This is a genomic window from Glutamicibacter sp. BW80 (assembly GCF_002332385.1).
In the GTDB taxonomy this organism is placed as follows: Bacteria; Actinomycetota; Actinomycetes; order Actinomycetales; family Micrococcaceae; genus Glutamicibacter.
This window is the reverse complement of record NZ_NRGV01000075.1, coordinates 41,418-58,603: the sequence shown is the minus strand read 5'-3', so window position 1 is coordinate 58,603 and position 17,186 is coordinate 41,418. Positions and strand designations below refer to the sequence as shown.

General features: G+C 59.4%; 16 protein-coding genes. 7 read left to right on the top strand and 9 right to left on the bottom strand.

Annotated elements, in window-relative coordinates; all coding sequences use genetic code 11:
* Positions 1-91: 91 nt before the first annotated feature.
* From CIK76_RS18155 to CIK76_RS18140, 4 genes are all read left to right on the top strand, one after another.
* Positions 92-1,195 carry a GTP-binding protein gene (locus CIK76_RS18155; protein WP_096289086.1) on the top strand — a complete coding sequence of 368 codons (1,104 nt, stop codon included), beginning with the start codon at positions 92-94 and terminating at the stop codon, positions 1,193-1,195.
* Positions 1,192-1,314: a type B 50S ribosomal protein L36 gene (gene ykgO / locus CIK76_RS18150; RefSeq protein ID WP_096289084.1), complete on the top strand. Its 123-nt coding sequence runs from the start codon at positions 1,192-1,194 to the stop codon at positions 1,312-1,314. Before CIK76_RS18155 ends, ykgO begins: the two co-directional genes overlap by 4 nt.
* Positions 1,315-1,561: 247 nt before the next feature.
* Positions 1,562-2,779, top strand: a complete 1,218-nt coding sequence (locus tag CIK76_RS18145; RefSeq protein ID WP_096289082.1) for an NRAMP family divalent metal transporter — start codon at positions 1,562-1,564, stop codon at positions 2,777-2,779.
* Between the two features lie 28 nt (positions 2,780-2,807).
* Entirely contained in the window at positions 2,808-3,614 is an 807-nt protein-coding gene (locus CIK76_RS18140; RefSeq protein WP_217990442.1) for a putative hydro-lyase, read from the top strand.
* Positions 3,615-3,684: 70 nt separating this feature from the next.
* Here the strand turns inward: CIK76_RS18140 and CIK76_RS18135 are convergent, their stop codons facing one another.
* The 8 genes from CIK76_RS18135 to CIK76_RS18100 all read right to left on the bottom strand — a co-directional run bounded on the left by CIK76_RS18135 (position 3,685) and on the right by CIK76_RS18100 (position 12,575).
* Entirely contained in the window at positions 3,685-4,875 is a 1,191-nt protein-coding gene (locus CIK76_RS18135) for an adenosine deaminase (protein WP_176484307.1), read from the bottom strand.
* 38 nt (positions 4,876-4,913) lie between these two features.
* Positions 4,914-5,375 carry a Clp protease N-terminal domain-containing protein gene (locus CIK76_RS18130; RefSeq protein WP_176484306.1) on the bottom strand — a complete coding sequence of 154 codons (462 nt, stop codon included), beginning with the start codon at positions 5,373-5,375 and terminating at the stop codon, positions 4,914-4,916.
* 262 nt (positions 5,376-5,637) lie between these two features.
* Complete coding sequence (locus tag CIK76_RS18125; protein WP_096289076.1) at positions 5,638-6,081, bottom strand: HD domain-containing protein; 444 nt, start codon at positions 6,079-6,081, stop codon at positions 5,638-5,640.
* Between the two features lie 7 nt (positions 6,082-6,088).
* Positions 6,089-6,775 carry a GntR family transcriptional regulator gene (locus CIK76_RS18120; protein WP_096289074.1) on the bottom strand — a complete coding sequence of 229 codons (687 nt, stop codon included), beginning with the start codon at positions 6,773-6,775 and terminating at the stop codon, positions 6,089-6,091.
* A gap of 40 nt (positions 6,776-6,815) precedes the next feature.
* Positions 6,816-8,552: a biotin carboxylase N-terminal domain-containing protein gene (locus CIK76_RS18115; RefSeq protein ID WP_096289072.1), complete on the bottom strand. Its 1,737-nt coding sequence runs from the start codon at positions 8,550-8,552 to the stop codon at positions 6,816-6,818.
* A complete protein-coding gene (locus CIK76_RS18110; RefSeq protein WP_096289070.1) occupies positions 8,549-10,159 on the bottom strand; it encodes a carboxyltransferase domain-containing protein in 1,611 nt (536 codons plus the stop codon). Before CIK76_RS18110 ends, CIK76_RS18115 begins: the two co-directional genes overlap by 4 nt.
* The gene (locus CIK76_RS18105) at positions 10,156-10,914 is read right to left on the bottom strand and encodes a 5-oxoprolinase subunit PxpA (protein WP_096289068.1); all 759 of its coding nucleotides are present in this window, start codon (positions 10,912-10,914) and stop codon (positions 10,156-10,158) included. The genes CIK76_RS18110 and CIK76_RS18105 overlap by 4 nt, the downstream gene beginning before the upstream one ends.
* A 203-nt stretch (positions 10,915-11,117) precedes the next feature.
* Positions 11,118-12,575: an MDR family MFS transporter gene (locus CIK76_RS18100; protein ID WP_255248536.1), complete on the bottom strand. Its 1,458-nt coding sequence runs from the start codon at positions 12,573-12,575 to the stop codon at positions 11,118-11,120.
* Positions 12,576-12,725: 150 nt separating this feature from the next.
* Between CIK76_RS18100 and CIK76_RS18095 the strand changes: the two genes are divergently transcribed.
* Both CIK76_RS18095 and CIK76_RS18090 read left to right on the top strand, forming a co-directional pair.
* Positions 12,726-13,337 carry a TetR/AcrR family transcriptional regulator gene (locus CIK76_RS18095; RefSeq protein WP_096289066.1) on the top strand — a complete coding sequence of 204 codons (612 nt, stop codon included), beginning with the start codon at positions 12,726-12,728 and terminating at the stop codon, positions 13,335-13,337.
* Between the two features lie 206 nt (positions 13,338-13,543).
* The gene (locus CIK76_RS18090; RefSeq protein ID WP_096289064.1) at positions 13,544-15,766 is read left to right on the top strand and encodes an NADP-dependent isocitrate dehydrogenase; all 2,223 of its coding nucleotides are present in this window, start codon (positions 13,544-13,546) and stop codon (positions 15,764-15,766) included.
* Between the two features lie 96 nt (positions 15,767-15,862).
* Here CIK76_RS18090 and CIK76_RS18085 read toward each other — a convergent pair whose 3' ends face one another.
* Positions 15,863-16,297: a hypothetical protein gene (locus CIK76_RS18085; RefSeq protein ID WP_141393620.1), complete on the bottom strand. Its 435-nt coding sequence runs from the start codon at positions 16,295-16,297 to the stop codon at positions 15,863-15,865.
* Positions 16,298-16,574: 277 nt separating this feature from the next.
* Here CIK76_RS18085 and CIK76_RS18080 point away from each other — a divergent pair, with 277 nt between their 5' ends.
* Positions 16,575-17,186 (top strand): maleylpyruvate isomerase family mycothiol-dependent enzyme, encoded by a 612-nt coding sequence (locus CIK76_RS18080; protein ID WP_096289060.1) that lies wholly within the window; start codon positions 16,575-16,577, stop codon positions 17,184-17,186.

The following is a 17,186-nucleotide window of genomic DNA, read 5'->3' as shown; positions in this document are numbered from 1 at the left end:
TCAATCATTGATGATTTGGCGGCCCGCTGCCGGTTAACACTAAGTATTCGTTATTTATATTGAGAATCATTCTCATGTAAGCTCGAGCCTTATGAAGCTTATTTTTGTCTCATCTTTGGAAGTCCACTGCCGAGATGTCGCCGTCAGTCGACTGCTTGGGAAATATCCCGAGGCGCTGGTCATCGGCCACGATCTGCTAGAGGGCAATCGCGTTCTGCGCCGCGTTGAAGGAAAGCATAATGCTACCGAGCGCGCCGAATCCGTACTCGAGCACGGCTGCATAGGCTGCGCTGTGCGCTTTGAAATTCTCCCGACGCTGTTGCGCCTGCTACCTGGGCGCGAAGATGCCGTGGTGATCCAACTGCTGCCGGCTACTTGGCATAGTGATCAGGTCTTGGACATAGTGCGTTCCGACCTTGCGGGGCGTGGGGTCACAATCGACCACGTGGTCCTCGCGCTGGACCCGGCCGCGACGGAAGACCAGTTTTGGGATCGACGGACCCTGTGGGAATCAGGCTTCAACGCCATGCCAAATGATGAGCGAACCGCAGGGGAGTTCCTGATCCGCGAACTCGCGCTGGCCGATAGCCTGATGCTCGTTGAAGGGGTGAGCGTAGAGCTTCTTGGCGAATCGGCTGAGCATCTAAAAACTTCCGGTGAGCAATACGAGCATGGGGCGAGGCTGATCGCGGAATTAGCGCCGCATGCGGTGCTCAATTCAGGCGCAGGCGAAGTTGTTCTGGGCGATTACGACCAGCACGAAGCCCTTCGTAGGTCTCGCCCCGGCCATTTCTCCCAGGGTGCGGGTGCTTCGGAGATTGCAGATTCAAAAATTCTCATCAGAGTCGAGCGACCACTTGATGCCGACCGTTTCCGCGAGGTGCTGCCGGAGGTTGTCGCAACCTGCATGTGCGTTCGCGGGACGCTCTGGATGGCAAGCTGCCCCGGAGTACGCGTTGCGCTCACCGGTACGGGGCCACGGGTCTGGATGGAATCAACCGGGGCATGGGAAAGCGACGTCGCGTGCACTCATCTGGAATTGACCGGCTCGGAGCATTGTGAAGCTGAGGTCAGGGCGCTTTTGGAATCCTGCGAACTAAGCGATGAACAGCTTCTGGCCCTGCATGGCGCTTCGAGTGCAACTGGGCCAGATCAGGAGGAGTCGGATATATGGGGAAGAGGTGAAAGCGTATGAAGGTTAGAAATTCAATCCGAGCACTGAAGAAGGTGCCCGGTGCTCAAGTGGTCCGCCGTCGCGGCAGGGTCTTTGTGATCAACAAGAAGAATCCAAGGATGAAAGCGCGTCAGGGCTAGTCATGCTCGCGCGGCACCTCGGCTCGCAAAAGCCCTGAAGTTGTTTTTTTGCGGGTCGAGGTGTCGTATTTTAAGAATTCTTGTGCCAATGTTTGGGTACGCAGTTGCAGGTCAATCGCGGTCTCTGGAAAATCCGGGAAGAGGATTGTTGAACAACCTCTTGTGCAGATTGTTGAACAACCTGTATTCTTCTGTGAGTCACCAAGACTTGTGACCGCAGTCACCGCAACCTGTAATGGATGGAACCATGGCACATTCAGAGACTCAGCCGCAGCTCAGCAGTAGGGCACGGCGCACAGCCCTTATGGGCGCCATGTTCCTCATGGCAACAAGCGCAATCGGGCCGGGGTTCATCACCCAGACCTCGGAATTTACGGTCAAGCTAGGAGCGTCCTTCGCCTTCGCGATCGTCGTTTCGATCTTGGTAGACATCGCAGTTCAGCTGAACGTCTGGCGAGTTATCGGAGTCTCCGGAATGCGCGCCCAGGAATTGGGCAACAAGGTGCTTCCCGGCGTCGGCTGGTTCCTTGCAGCGCTGGTATTTATCGGTGGCATGGTCTTCAACATTGGCAATATTGCCGGCACCGGTCTTGGCATGAACGCGATGATGGGCGTTGACCCAAAAATAGGTGGCGCAATTTCAGCGGCAATCGCCATTCTCATCTTCCTATCGAAGAAAGCCGGCATGGCACTGGACCGGATCGTGGTACTCCTCGGGGCGATCATGATCCTGTTGATGCTCTACGTTGCAATCATTGCTGCCCCGCCGGTTGGCGAAGCGCTGAAGAACACCGTGATGCCGGAAAACATAGATTTCTTGGTCATTACAACGCTGATCGGCGGCACCGTCGGTGGCTACATTACTTATGCCGGTGCGCACCGCATGATTGACTCCGGCACTTCGGGCGTCGAGCATGTCAAGGCCGTTAGCCGCATCTCGGTTGTCAGCATCATCGTCACAGGTGTCATGCGAGTATTGTTGTTCCTCGCCATCTTCGGCGTCGTTGCCGGTGGCGTGGCCTTGACCAGCGACAACAAGGCCGCCGAGGCCTTCGGCGCAGCAGCCGGAGATATTGGACTACGCACCTTCGGCGTCATCCTCTGGTCCGCCGCGTTGACTTCCGTCATCGGAGCCGCCTACACCTCGGTTTCCTTCGTCACCAAATCGGTGACCAAAGAACGCACACGAAATCTGATCACTGTGGCGTTCATCGCCGTATGCGCCGCAATCTACCTATTCCTGGGCCAAGCCCCACAGACCTTGTTGATCTTCGCCGGCGCCTTCAACGGATTGATCCTCCCCGTTGGCTTTGCGGTCCTGTTGTGGGTGGCTTGGCGCCGCCGAGACTTGCTGAACGACTACAAGTACCCGGCATGGCTGTTGATTATTGGCGCCTTGACTTGGCTCTTGACCATTTACCTCGGATGGATGTCGCTCACTGGCCTGTCAAAAATGTGGGCCTGAGCTCGCGTCTGAGATCTAGGAGAACTTCATGATCCCGCTCGAACCACATCGCGACGAACGTGCCAGTATGGCCCCGTCAGCAGCCCGTAAACTCTTTCGGCAAGGACTGAGCGTACCCACCGCTGGGTATGCTGCCGGATATGCCCAAGCGAATCTGATCATCGTGCCACGCGAGCTGGCCTTTGAGGTACTACTCTTTGCCCAGCGCAACCCGAAGTCTTGCCCGATTCTAGGGGTACTGGAAGCGGGCCAGACGAGCAACGAATTACTGCCCGATGGCGATATTCGCACCGATCTTCCGAAATACACGGTCTACCAAAACGGCCAGAAAATAGCCGAACCTACGGATCTGAGCGAGTATTGGCGAGATGATCTGGTGACTTTCATCGTGGGGTGTTCATTCACCTTCGAAGCGGCCCTGATTGAAAATGGCATAGGCGTTGCCCACATCGACCAAGGTGTGAACGTGCCTATGTACAAGACGAACATTCGCAGCGCCTCGGCCGGGAGTATTTCCGGACCGATGGTCGTCTCCATGCGTCCAATACCGGCTTCTCAGGTAGCGGACGCCGTGCGTATCACTTCCCGCTACCCAGCGGTACACGGAGCCCCGGTTCACGTGGGCAATCCCGAAGAAATAGGCATCACGGATCTGGGCAAACCAGACTTCGGAGATGCACTCACCATTCCGGACGGAACCATTCCAATTTTTTGGGCATGCGGCGTGACCCCACAAGCCGCTGTCATGGAATCCCGTCCTGTGCTGGCTATCGGACACGCCCCCGGGCATATGTTAATCACCGATGCCAGGGACTCGATGTATCAGGTGCCGTAACCCCCAAAGTACGAGTACCTGTTGAGTCCAGTGCCGCGATTCCATCCCCAAGGAATCGCGGCACTTCTAATTAACGCGGCTCCGCGTCCGCCTGTAATTCGAGCCACGCATCAACCTCGGCTACGCGAGCCGCTTTTTCTCCCGCTTCGAGGAAAGATCCGTCAAAGGAATTCCGGGCCAGCGTAGCCAGCTGCGAGGCAGTCAAGGAGAATTGTTCGGTGATGGCCGAAAAGTTGGCATCCATATAGCCGCCGAAATAGGCAGGATCATCCGAATGGATGGAAACCTTCAGCCCAGCTTCGAGCATCTGAGGCAACGGATGATCTGCCAGGGTATCCACTGCACGCAATCGCACATTCGAAAAAGGACATACCGTCAGCGGCATCTGTTCATTGACCAAGCGTGTCACGAGCTCAGGGTCCTCCAAGCAACGGATGCCGTGATCAACGCGCTCAACCCGCAACAGGTCCAAGGCCTGACGGATATAGTCAGCTGGCCCTTCCTCGCCCGCATGGGCCACCAGATGCAAGCCGTGCTCGCGGGCGTAAGCGAAGACCTCAGTAAAGAGCTCAGGAGGGAATCCAAGCTCGGAAGAGTCCAGTCCGATTCCGTCGATCTCATGCTTTTCGGAAACAATCAGCTGCAGGATTTCCATGGCAGAGGCTGCCGGGGCGTGTCGCCAGAAACAGGCAATGAGCTTATGAGTCATGCCCCAACGCTGCTTGGCTTCATCAAGACCAGCACTGATTCCGGAAATCACGTCGGACAGTGTCAGCCCGCGTTCCAAATGTGCTTGGGGATCAAAGAACAGTTCAACGTGACGAACACCAGAATCGTGTGCTCGCTGCAGGTAGGCGCGAGTGATTTCATGGAAATCTTCGCTGGTGCGCAGCACGGCCATATTCGCGTAGAAAAGATCAAGGAAGGACTGAAGGTTGTTAAAATCGTACTGCTCCCGCAGCTCCTCCACCGACTGGTAGGGCAGAGCGATCCGATTTTTGGCGGCAAGGGCAAAAATCGTTTCGGGCTCTAACGAACCTTCCAAATGGATGTGTAGTTCGGCTACAGGCAGTTTCAAGTCTTGTCCTTTCGGAAAATGAACCAAAGAATGGCTGCTTCGGTCCGTCGCAGCATCGGCGCAAGGAAAATATGCAGTATCCGTGGCGGACAAACTCCACTCAAGTTGCTCTGGCCACGTACTAATTGACCTGCTAGCCGTTTCTAACGATACTCTCCAAACAGAACGCTGGGCCCAAGGCATGATGAGGTGGCGATCACCCAAGTGCTGGAAGGACCGGCTTAGCTGCCGGTTTGAGATTCACCAGAATTACCAGACCAGAGCCTAATGAGTTCCTGGCGAATTCGGTTGGGAGTGGTTCCCAACCTTTTGAAGGCTTTGGACGCGATGCCTTCGCTACCGCGAAGCAGCCCCAATAAGAGATGCTCGGTGTCGACCAAGTCATGGCCTAGCTCTTTGGCCTCGTGCAGCGATAGCTCTAAGAGCTTCTTTACATGCTTGGTGATCGGCAGCTCGCCAGTAATTCCGGACTTCTCGTTGCCTGCCAACGCGTTGACCTGCTCGCGCACATTTTCGTAGGAGATGTTCAGGGCCTCAAAAGTTTTGGCAGGAATACCAGCAGGTTCTCGCACCAGAGCGAGCAGGAAATGCTCCGTGCCTAAATGGTCGTCGTTTCGAGCAGTGGCTTCTTGCTGTGCCAAGACAACGACAAGCCGTGCTCGATCGGTGAATTTCTCAAACATGTCGGCACGGTCCTTCCCACCTAGTACTTCGATGCTACGCGCTTCACGGATCATGTGAAGAGAAAATGCCGTGCAGATTTTCAACGAAACAGCGTATTCGCGAGCACGGCTAGGGGCCTCTGCAACCGTATTGAGGACAGTTTTTGGTTAGGGATTTTCGCACACCGAGTCATCGGCACAGCCCGGACATTAATCTACGACCGGCTATGCCGGTCCCATAACCTGGTATACCTCAGGACTGGACGACCAGGCGCAGACGCACTTAGCTCGCCAGCAATGAGTGGACGTACGCGTACTTTTCCGCCAACCGGGTTCGTACCGCGTCCTCAAGCAGCGCAGTGCGTTCCGGGGAGGTGTTGTCCGCGAGGTCGGCGTACTTGACCATGAGCCCGATGGGGTTTGCCCGGACCCGGGCACAATAATCTTCGATTTTCTCCCCTTCGCGTTTGGTCACCGAAATGACAGCATCGATGACCTGCTGCGGAATCCCAGTAGACCGAAGATCCGAGGAAGTGACCGCGCAATCTTCAAGGACGTCGTGTAGCCAGGCCGCAGCGATAGCCGCTTCGCTACCGCCTTGTTCACTAACGTTGGCCGCCACGCGAGCAGGATGCATAATGTAATCCGCGCCTGACTTATCGTTTTGCCCTTCGTGGGCTCGACGTGCAATCGTTTCGGCCAATGCAGGCAAAGAAGACTCAGGCATAGCGCTCCTAGATCTTTTGAGATGACTCGTAATGGTCGAGAAGTTCGGCTTCCGCGGTATCCAGGTAGCCCAGTAGGGTTTGGGCTGCTTCGTTCCGTTGGCCGGAGGCCAGCAATTCAACAAGTGCAGCGTTTCGTTCCACATAGTGCGAATGGAAATCTGGGGCATCACTCATCGAATGGAAGACCAAGCGCATTTTGGCGAGAATTCGGCCCATGAGTTCGAGCAAGTGAACGCTCCCGGTGGCTCGCACCACGGACTCATGAAAGCGTTGATTGGCATCAGCCATGCCCGGAACGTCATGCGCTTTGGCCGCGGCGCGCGCCTCGACGATCGCCTGGGCCAGTGCCGGGACATCCAAAGCGGGCCCCCACGCAAGCGCTGCGGGTTCGATGGTGCGACGCACCGCGTAGATCTCACGGATGTCTGCGGCACCCGGGGACGACACGAACACTCCACGGTTTGGAATTCGCGTGATGATCAATTCACTGTCCAAGAGCGTGAACCCCTCGCGGAGGGTATTACGTGAGACTCCCAGCGCGTCGGCCAGCGCCTGCTCCGACAGCTTAGAGCCTGGCAACAGCCGCCCCTGGGCGATTTCTTGGCGCAACGTCGAGGCCACCCAGGTGCTGGTATGCGCATGGGTGGATCCGCTGCCCAGCGGAATCGAAGTGTAGATCTCGTTCACGCTCATTCCTCTAATCTAGCCAGTGCTTCGCAGAATCCCGCATTGGCTAAGCAATGCTTCCCAATGACTCACCACGATTAATTGCCTGTCCCGGGTTAAACGATGCCGCGGTGAAGACTCCATCGCGATGCGCGATGACCGGTGATTCCATTTTCATTGCTTCCAAGACTGCCACCGTCTGGCCTTTGGCCACCGGGGTTCCGTCCTCGACCGAGAAAGAGACCAGATTTCCGGACATGGGGGACAGCAGTGCGTCGGCGTCGACCACCGAAGCCTCGCCTCCGCCTGCCCCATCCGAGGCGGAACCACCGTGGCGGATGGCGTGCACCAGCGCGGCAGGCAGGCCCAACGCCATCGCCTTGCCGTCTAGATCGATGGTGAGCACTTCACGCTCACCGCCGACGGACGTGGTGGCGATTTCCTCGCTATTTGCCAGTTCCTCGGCGAAGTCCGATTCGATCCAAGTGGTGTAGACCTTAAAGCCTTGCTCGGCGGTGAAGTCTGGATGCTTGGCGACGGCCCGGTGGAAGGGCAAAACCGTGGGAACACCCTCGATGGTGAACTCCGCCAGAGCCACCTGGGCGCGGCGCAGAGCCTGCTCGCGAGTCGCACCATGCACGATCAGCTTAGCCATCAGCGAATCATATTGCCCGGGAATATTCGAGGTGCTGCGCACCCCGGCATCGACACGAATTCCGGAGCCGGTAGGGACCTCGAACCGGGTGATGGTCCCCGGGCCGGGCAGGAAACCACGGGCCGGATCTTCGGCGTTGATGCGGAATTCGAAGGCATGGCCTACCGGCTGCGGATCTTCCTTCAAAGACAGTTCTTTGCCCTCGGCGATCCGGAACTGTTCGATGACCAGGTCCACTCCGGCAGTCTCCTCGCTAACGGGATGCTCAACCTGCAAACGGGTATTAACTTCCAGGAAGGAGATGAGTCCGTCCGGCGCAACCAGGTATTCGACGGTTCCTGCGCCTACGTAGCCTGCCTCCCGGCATATGGCCTTGGCCGACTCGTGGATCTTGGCACGCTGCTCATCCGAGAGGAATGGGGCTGGCGCTTCTTCGACGAGTTTCTGGTGACGGCGCTGCAACGAGCAATCGCGAGTACCCACCACGATGACATTGCCGTGCGTATCGGCGAGAACCTGTGCCTCGACGTGGCGCGGCTTGTCCAGGAATCGCTCCACAAAGCACTCGCCGCGGCCGAAGGCGACGGTGGCTTCACGGACCGCCGATTCGAAGGCGTCCTCGATTTCTTCCATGGTGCGCGCAACCTTCAACCCGCGTCCGCCGCCTCCGAACGCCGCCTTGATGGCTACCGGCACGCCATGCTTCTCGGCGAAGGCGCGCACCTCGGATGCGTCGGCCGCGGGTGCATCGGTACCGGGCACCAGCGGGGCACCGGCGCGTACCGCAATTTCGCGCGCCGTCACCTTATTGCCCAATAGCTCAATAGCTTCAGGGGTTGGGCCGATCCAGATCAGCCCGGCCTCGATGACTGCGCGGGCAAAGCCGGCGTTCTCCGAAAGGAACCCATAGCCCGGGTGGACCGCGTCGGCCCCGGAGCGGTTGGCAACGGCGATGATCTTGGAAATATCCAGATAGGTTTCGGCACTCGAAGTCCCACCCAGCGCGTAGGCTTCATCGGCCCGGCGCACATGCAGGGCATCCGCATCGGGATCGGAATAGACGGCAACCGATACCAAATTGGCGTCGGCTGCGGCGCGGGCAATACGAACAGCGATTTCGCCGCGGTTGGCGATCAAGACCTTTTTCATGCCTGGGATCCTTCGGTGCTTGGGGTGGATTCGGAAAGTTCAAAACGAAGCTGTGAGCCTGGCGGCAACTGTGCCGCGGCGGATAGATCCTCGGCGATGACCGTGGCGATCACCGGGTAGCCGCCGGTGACCGGGTGATCGGCCAGGAACAGCACTGGCAATCCCGAGGGAGGTACCTGCAAGGAGCCGAGCGCGACGCCTTCGCTGGAAAGCTCGCCGGACCGAACGCGTTCAAGCGCGCTGGCGTCCCCTTCCGCGCCCAGCCGCACGCCGATGCGGTTGGACTCGCTGGTGACCAGCCAGCGCTGGTCCAGTAGTTTCGGCAGTCCGGCGGGGCCGAACCAGTCATCGCGCGGGCCAGCCTGGACGCGCAGAACATAGCAGCCCTCGGCATCTGGCCGGGGCAGGGTGCTCGGTTCGCCCTGTCCCACGATTTGCAGGTTCTCCGGCAGCGATACCGGCAGGAAGCTTCCATCCATCAGTGGAGCCGGACCCACCCCGGAGAGCGTGTCGGTGGACAGCGAACCCAGAATTCGGGGCAGCTGGATCTTGCCTCGAATCGAAAGGTAGCTGCGCAATCCGTTCCCGGTGGGCTCCAGATCCAGGCGCTCGCCGTCCAGCAAGGCGAAGGGCGCGTCCATGCAAACCTCGCGTTCGGCACGGAGGTCGTCGCCGGCCGCCGGAGTGATGACCAGCCTCGCTTCGGCTCCGCACACCGCAAGGACCTGGTCGCCGTGGGCGAGCAGGCTCATCCGACCGGTCAGGTTTTCGATGCAGGCAGAATCGGCCGTATTTCCAACCAGCCGATTTGCCTGATGCAAGGAGGCGAGATCGGCGGCGCCGCTGGCCGGTACGCCGAGCCCGCCAAAGCCCTGCCGGCCGGTGTCCTGGAGCAGGCTCTGCAAACCCGAATCGAGAATGGCCAATCCGGTACCCGTTGGAGCTTCGGTTTCGGTAGCGGCCGAGGCCGCCGTTTTCACGGTCAGCGCTTGGCGTGAGGCAATAAACTGCACACGGTCCTGCGGGCGGATGAGCGCCGGATTTTCTCGACCCAGATCCCACAGCGCGACATTGGTATGGCCGATCAGTTGCCATCCGCCGGGGGACTGGCGTGGGTAAACGGCCGAGTACTCACCGGCGAGGGCCACGGAACCGGTGGGCACCTGGGTGCGGGGGCTCTCGCGGCGGGGAACCTGCAGGTCGGTGTTTTCTCCCAGAAGATAGGCGAAACCGGGCGCGAATCCGCCGAACGTCGCACGCCACTGCTGGCCGGTATGCGCGTTGATAACTCCCTGGGCCCCAAGGCCGGTGAGCTCCCCGACGGTTTCCAGATCCGCACCGTCGTAATAGACCTCGATGGTGACAAGTTTGCCCGTAGTTGCCGCTGCCGTGTTCAATGTCAGCTTGGGCAACAGCTGCCTGGCCTGCCGGGCCTGTTCGACGTTTTCGAATTTCACCATGAGCGTCGCGGCGGCAGCTAGGACGTCGCGTTGCCCAGGCAACGGTTGGGCCTGCAACAGGGCGTCGAGGGAAAGGACGGATTCGAGATCATCCAATTCGACGAGCACATCGTGGCTTCCGGCGGCGTGTACCGCGGTGATGCTCATGCGAAGCTCTTGATCTGCACGCCGGCCGATTCAAGTCCGGCGCGGACCGCGGCCGCCATCGCGACCGATCCTGCGGTATCGCCGTGCACGCAGATCGACTCGGCTGGCATCAGGATAATCGAACCGTCCACCGCCTTGATGGTCCCCTCGGTGGCCAGGCGGATCATGTTTTCGGTGACCAGCACGGAGTCGTGGAGCACGGCGTTCGCCTCGCGGCGCGAGACCAGGGTGCCCTCGGGGGTGTAGTTGCGGTCTGCAAAGGCTTCGGCGACCGGACGCAGCCCGGCGGCCTCGGCCTTGGCCAGTGCCACCGAACCGGGCAAGAGCAGCACCGGAAGATCGTCGCCGAACGCTTTAATGGCGTCGATGACGGCTTGAGCGTGGACCTCATGGTGCACGATGGTGTTGTAGAGGGCGCCGTGCGGCTTGACGTACTTGATGCTGGATCCCGCAGCTCGGGCCAAGCTCTGCAGTGCGCCCAGCTGGTAGAGCACGTCATCGGCGAGTTCGGTAGCGGAGCAGTCGAGGAATCGACGACCGAACCCGGCAAGATCGCGATATCCGACATGTGCACCGATGGTGACGCCCGCGGAGACTGCAGCGCGGCAGGTCTGCGCAATGCCGGTGGGGTCCCCTGCATGGAAGCCGCAAGCTACGTTGGCCGAGGAGACGGATCTGAAAATGGCCGCATCGTCGCCCATAACCCAATTGCCAAAGGATTCGCCTACGTCGGAATTCAGGTCGATGCATGTCATTTGTGATCCCCGTCTCGCTGTGCCGTTTATCTAAGCATGCACCAAAAATAGAGATTGTTCAACAATCTTTTGACTGGATCGTAAATTTGCTGTGCGGGGCGGGGTGCGGCCGAAGTGAAGGCAATCGTTAAAAGAGCGCGGGGTTCCGCAGCCACTGGCTGCTGAACCCCGCGCAATTTTGCCCGCGCTTCGGGCAATCGTGGCTAGCCGCGCTTTTCAACCGTCACGAAGAGGGAAAGCACCACGCCGGCCGTGCCGAGCAACGCACCAACGATGAAGGCAGCGTGGGCGCCGGCAAACAAGGCTTCGGCAAGCTCGGCGCCCTCTTGGAGCTTGGCGTTTGAGAGCGCCGTCAGCACGGTGATGAAGATGGTGGTGCCGATGGCACCGCCGAGCTGCTGGCCGGTGTTGAAGATGGCCGAGCCGTGGCCGTAGAGGCGTGGATTCACCGAGGCCATGGCCGAAGACATCAAGCCGGTCATGAGCAGTGCCAGGCCAATCGAGAAGACGCTGTGACTGAGCATGAACATCCATAGCTCGGTCTCGGTGGTGACCGAAACGTACATCCACTGTCCCAGCGCGAGCATGATGGCACCGGGGATCAGCACCGGGCGTGGTCCGTGCCTGTCGTAGATGCGACCAAAGATGGGCGAAACGATGGCCTGGGCCAGGCCGCCCGGCAGCAGCATCATGCCGATTGCCAGGGAGCTGATGCCCTTGCCGGATTCGAGGATGATCGGAACCATCATGATCGAGCCGAGCAAGGTGCCGAAGGCGATCATGATCATCAGAATCGCGAAGGTGAAGGTTCGCGAGGTGAACGGGGTGAGGTTCAGCAATTCCTTGCCCTCGCGGGTCAAGCGAATCTGGCGCCTGATAAATAGGGCCAGGGAGACCAAGCCGATGGCGAAGGTTGCCACGGTGAGCAGCATGTTTTCGCTGGCCTTGTCGATGGTGGAGATTCCGTAAACCAGCAGACCGAATGCAAGCGCGGAAAGAATCACGGAGATCACGTCAACGGGAAGTTTGCGCGTATTCGAGGGAAGCTTGAGGAAGATGATGCCCAAGGCCAGGATGATCATCGATAGCGGGGCCATCAGGACGAAGATGTAGTGCCATCCCCAAGCATGGACGATCGCGCCGGATACGGTTGGGCCGACTGCCGGTCCGACGGAGATCACGATGGAGTTCAGGCCCATCACCGCGCCGCGCTTGTGCATTGGAATCAGCGTCAAGGTGGTGGTCATCAGCAACGGCAAAACGATCGCGGTACCAATAGCCTGGATGATTCGGGCGGCAAGCAAGACGGCAAAGCTCGGGGCGAAGATGGCGAGCAGCGTGCCGATGAAGAAGCTGGACAGCGCGAAGATGAACAGCGAGCGGGTGCTGAAACGCTGCAGCAGGAAGCCGGTGGTGGGAATGACCACGGACATGGTGAGCAGGAATCCGGTGGTGAGCCATTGGCCGGCCGCCGCCGAAATATTCATGTCGGACATGATTCCGGGCAACGCCACGGTCAGCACGGTCTCATTGAGGATCATCAGGAAGGCGGCAAGTGCCAGTGCGCCGATGATTCCGGTGAGCTGTTTCGTGGTCAGTTCGGGTTTCTCAGGCCGCGGAGGGGCGGACTCGGCCTTGATTTCGGTGCGCTCGGAAGTCACGGATTCCTCTTTCTAGGTGATGTCAACTTTCAAATTCTGTCACAGAGTGACAGAATTTCGTAAGAAGAACTGGCAGACTGTGACAGGAAATAAGTTTTCGCCGTGCGGTCATGGGACGATAAATGCACGCAGAATGACAGGGGGAGCGCAATGGGAATTCGTGACGAACGCAAAGCCGCGACCAAACGGGAGATTCAGGCCGCGACCCTCGACCTTGTCGAAAGCTTGGGGCTAGAGGCCATCACGGTGGCGCGGATCTCCGAACGCGTAGGGATCTCGGACCGCACCTTCTTCCGCTATTTCGATTCCAAGGAATCCGCTATAGTTCCGGGCCAGCGAGAACTGATCAACGCGCTCGTCGCCGCCGAAATGACCCCGGGAAGCTCCGCCGCAGAAATTTTTCACGCACTGCTCGAAGTGTGCCGCGGGCACTTCAGCGTTGAAGTCAGGCACCATGAATTCCGCAGGATCTCAAGGCTCATGCTGCAGGATCCGAAGCTGCTCATGATCGCCACGCGGCGTGAGCAGGAACTGGTCGTAGCGCTGAGCCAATCGTTGATTGACCGCGAGCTGCTGGATTCGATCCAAGCCCTGCTGCTTGCCGAAATGCTGGCGACTACCTGGCGCGTTGCGTGGCAATGTTTCGCCCATGAAGAACGGGCGGGAATTGATTCAAAGCCTGCTGAACTTTTTGAGAAGGCGGTACTGGGTCTGGCGCAAATCGCTTCATTGCCCGCTCCGAGCGCCGAAAAGACGCCATAGCCCGCTTTGAGTTATTGCGCATTAACTTAAATGTGACGAACTGCTCTACCGCCATTCATCCCGGCATTTCGGGGCTAAACGCTGTGCTGCCCGGGGAAATCTGGGCACCCAAAAGTGTGGTGCAGGCCAAAATCAGGTAAGTTTGGAACGTTGAGTTTAGGGCGGTTAGCCCGCTTCCGCACGACGTTCAGGGAGACGCCACACCTATGGCCAAGATTATTTACACCCACACCGACGAAGCCCCGATGCTGGCAACCCACTCGTTCCTGCCGATCGTGGAGGCCTTCGCGTCGACCGCCGGTGTTGAACTTGAGACCCGCGACATTTCGCTGGCAGGACGCATCATCGCCACCTTCCCGGACTACCTCGCCGAGGAACAGCGCATCTCCGATGCCCTGGCAGAGCTTGGCGATTTGGCCAAGACCCCAGAGGCAAACATCATCAAGCTGCCGAACATCTCGGCTTCCATCCCGCAGCTGAAGGTCGCCATCGCCGAGCTCCAGGCAGCCGGCTACGCGCTTCCGGATTACCCGGAAAACCCATCCTCGGATGAGGACACCGACGTCCGCGCACGCTACGACAAGCTCAAGGGCTCGGCAGTGAACCCTGTGCTGCGCGAAGGCAACTCGGACCGCCGTGCGCCGTTGAGCGTGAAGAACTACGCACGCAAGTACCCGCACTCCATGGGTGCCTGGGCAGCCGACTCGAAGACCAATGTCGCCACCATGTCCGCCGATGACTTCGCCTCGAACGAGAAGTCCGTCGTCATCGACAAGGACAAGAGCATCTCCATCCGCTTCGTGGGCGAAGACGGAGAAGTCAAGGTTCTGAAGAAGCCATTCAAGGTCCTCGAAGGCGAAGTCATCGACGGCACCGTCCTGCACGTGGCGGCACTGTCCGAATTCCTGAAGAACGCAGTGGCCCGCGCCAAGGAAGAAGGAGTGCTCTTCTCGGCACACCTGAAAGCCACCATGATGAAGGTTTCGGACCCAATCATCTTCGGACACGTCGTCAAGGCGTACTTCGCCGAACTCTTCGAGACCTACGGCGACGAGCTGGCAGCAGCCGGCCTGAACCCGAACAACGGCCTGGCGGCCATCATCGCCGGACTGGACGAGCTCTCCGACGACGTGCGCGCCGGTGTGGAGAAGCTGATCGCCAAGGGACTTGAAGAGGGCCCAGCGGTTGCCATGGTCGATTCCGACAAGGGCATCACCAACCTGCATGTCCCTTCGGATGTGATCGTTGATGCTTCGATGCCAGCAATGATCCGCCTCGGCGGCAAGATGTGGGGCCCAGATGGCAAGGAAGCCGAGACTTTGGCAGTCCTGCCAGATTCCTCCTACTCGGGCGTCTTCCAGACCGTGATCGAGGATTGCCGTGCAAACGGCGCCTTTGACCCAACCACCATGGGCACCGTGCCAAACGTTGGCCTGATGGCTCAGAAGGCCGAAGAGTACGGCTCCCACGACAAGACCTTCGAACTGGCGGCCAACGGCCACGTCCAGATCCTGGACGAGAACGACGCGGTCCTCATCGAGCACCAGGTCTTCGCCGGTGACATCTGGCGTGCCTGCCAGACCAAGGACGTTGCCATCCGCGACTGGGTCAAGCTTGCCGTGAACCGTGCCCGCGCCTCGGCCACCCCGGCCGTATTCTGGCTGGATGAAAAGCGCGCGCACGACGCGGTGCTGATCACCAAGGTCAACGAGTACCTCAAGGATCTGGATACCGCCGGCCTGACCCTCGAGATCCTGGATCCGATTGCGGCCACCAAGTACACCATCGAACGTATCCGCCGTGGCGAGGACACCATTTCGGTGACCGGCAACGTGCTTCGCGACTACCTGACCGACCTGTTCCCAATTCTGGAACTGGGCACCTCGGCAAAGATGCTCTCGATCGTTCCGCTGCTTGCCGGCGGCGGGCTGTTCGAGACCGGTGCCGGTGGTTCGGCTCCAAAGCACGTCCAGCAGCTGGTGAACGAAAACCACCTGCGTTGGGATTCGCTCGGCGAGTTCCTGGCCCTGGCCGCTTCCTTCGAGCACCTGGCCACCACCAATGACAACGCCCGCGCTCAGGTGCTGGCTGACACCCTTGATGCCGCGACCGGCACCTTCCTGTTGGAAGACAAGTCGCCAAAGCGCAAGGTTGGCCAGCTGGACAACCGTGGCAGCCACTTCTACCTGGCTAAGTTCTGGGCAGAAGAACTGGCCAAGCAGGACAAGGACGCTCAGCTTGCTGAGGCCTTCTCCGCAGTTGCCAAGGCACTGGGCGAGAATGAGGAAGCAATCGTTTCCGAGCTTGCCGAGGTCCAGGGCAAGGCAGTGGATATCGCTGGTTACTACCGTCCGGACGAGGCCAAGACCTCAACCGTAATGCGTCCAAGCGCCACCCTGAACAAGACGCTGGAACTGCTGACCAAGTAGTCTTAGCCGGCCAAAAACCGTGGGCACCAACTCGAAAGAGTTGGTGCCCACGGTTTTAACCTGAAGTATCTGAACTCGTGCATAGAGTTTCCAGGATCAGCCTTCGACCGCGGCAATCGAGATGGTCACTTCGCTGGCGCGCAGCTGCTGAAGCTGGAATGAGACGGCCTCGGCGTAGTCAGGAAGCTCGATCTCTGCGTACCTGACCGGGCTCTCTGGCGAGCAAAGAATCTCCAGCTGGCCTCGATTGTTCTCGGTGCCGCCAGCCCAGGGGATGTGTGTTGCTTGGTCCTGACCGTTGCACCGGACCGCAATCGAATAGCGACCGCCGGCGATAGCGCGGCCGATGGAAATTTCTTGATTATTGTTCTGAACAACCGTAGATAATACGGCGATCTCATGGCCCTGCAAGGACGGCGGGGCATCGTCGTTCGATCCAGCTGGCCGTATGTCACCTGTGGCATCGCAAGCAGCCAGCTGCGTCGCCACGGCAAATGCCGCAGCCACGACTGCGAGAGGTCTTAGCTTCAATTTCATTCCTCGCTGAGTTGGTTTCGGAGCAAGCCCACGAGGGGCCGCTTATTAGCCTAGCCACTAAAAGTAAAACTACGGTAGAGAGCTCCGACGGTGTCCGACCGATTGAGCGGCGAACATACGTTGTCCAAGAAAGTAATGGTCTGTGCCTCCGAGCGCACGGGTTGATTGCCCGCTGGCACATGGCGAGTGAACGCTTCCTCCAAGGTGTTGGCCGACGCTGTGGCACACCACGCGTGTTGTTTCGCGTGGCTCCAACTGCCAGACTCTACCTATGCAAGAAGTCTGGGAACTAGTACATGCCGAACGCAAGGCACTGATCGATGACCTGTCCGTCCTGAGCCCGGAGCAGTGGGAGCGTCCATCGATGTGCTCGGGGTGGACGGTTCACGACGTCGCCGCTCATCTCGTGAACAACGCGCGCACCACCACCCCTGGGCTGCTGCTCGCCATGCTCCGGGCGCGCTTTGATTTCGACCGGCAAAACTCAAATGGAGTCGCCGCCGAAAAGGGCGCGACTCCGCAACTGACCTTGCAGCGGCTGCGCGAAGTAGCTGTGCGCAAGAGCGGGCCGCCGGCTCCGCTCGCCAGCCGACTCGTCGAAGAAGTCGCCCATGGCGAAGATATCCGCAGGCCCTTGGGGATCACCCGCAGCTATCCGGCGCAGGCCGTCACCGCGGCTATTCGCTACCAGACCCGGACGAGCCAGTCCTTTGGCGGCGCGAAGGAACTGGCCCAACGCGTCAGCCTCGTGGCCGAAGATGCGGGTGTCATCTTTGGCACCGGACCCGAAGTCCGCGGCCCGGCGCTAGAGCTGCTGATGATCGCCACCGCCCGCGAGGCGCGCGAGGGCAGCCTCTCCGGACCCGGCATCGAGTTGCTTTAG

Coding starts and splice junctions, on each gene's coding strand:
- CIK76_RS18145 (WP_096289082.1), top strand. CDS start 1,562: ATGGCACATTCAGAGACTCAGCCGCAGCTCAGCAGTAGGGCACGGCGC.
- CIK76_RS18120 (WP_096289074.1), bottom strand. CDS start 6,775: ATGAGCGTGAACGAGATCTACACTTCGATTCCGCTGGGCAGCGGATCC.
- CIK76_RS18135 (WP_176484307.1), bottom strand. CDS start 4,875: ATGCCTTGGGCCCAGCGTTCTGTTTGGAGAGTATCGTTAGAAACGGCT.
- CIK76_RS18140 (WP_217990442.1), top strand. CDS start 2,808: ATGATCCCGCTCGAACCACATCGCGACGAACGTGCCAGTATGGCCCCG.
- CIK76_RS18155 (WP_096289086.1), top strand. CDS start 92: ATGAAGCTTATTTTTGTCTCATCTTTGGAAGTCCACTGCCGAGATGTC.
- CIK76_RS18095 (WP_096289066.1), top strand. CDS start 12,726: ATGGGAATTCGTGACGAACGCAAAGCCGCGACCAAACGGGAGATTCAG.
- CIK76_RS18115 (WP_096289072.1), bottom strand. CDS start 8,552: ATGAAAAAGGTCTTGATCGCCAACCGCGGCGAAATCGCTGTTCGTATT.
- CIK76_RS18125 (WP_096289076.1), bottom strand. CDS start 6,081: ATGCCTGAGTCTTCTTTGCCTGCATTGGCCGAAACGATTGCACGTCGA.
- ykgO (WP_096289084.1), top strand. CDS start 1,192: ATGAAGGTTAGAAATTCAATCCGAGCACTGAAGAAGGTGCCCGGTGCT.
- CIK76_RS18105 (WP_096289068.1), bottom strand. CDS start 10,914: ATGACATGCATCGACCTGAATTCCGACGTAGGCGAATCCTTTGGCAAT.
- CIK76_RS18090 (WP_096289064.1), top strand. CDS start 13,544: ATGGCCAAGATTATTTACACCCACACCGACGAAGCCCCGATGCTGGCA.
- CIK76_RS18080 (WP_096289060.1), top strand. CDS start 16,575: ATGCAAGAAGTCTGGGAACTAGTACATGCCGAACGCAAGGCACTGATC.
- CIK76_RS18130 (WP_176484306.1), bottom strand. CDS start 5,375: ATGTTTGAGAAATTCACCGATCGAGCACGGCTTGTCGTTGTCTTGGCA.
- CIK76_RS18110 (WP_096289070.1), bottom strand. CDS start 10,159: ATGAGCATCACCGCGGTACACGCCGCCGGAAGCCACGATGTGCTCGTC.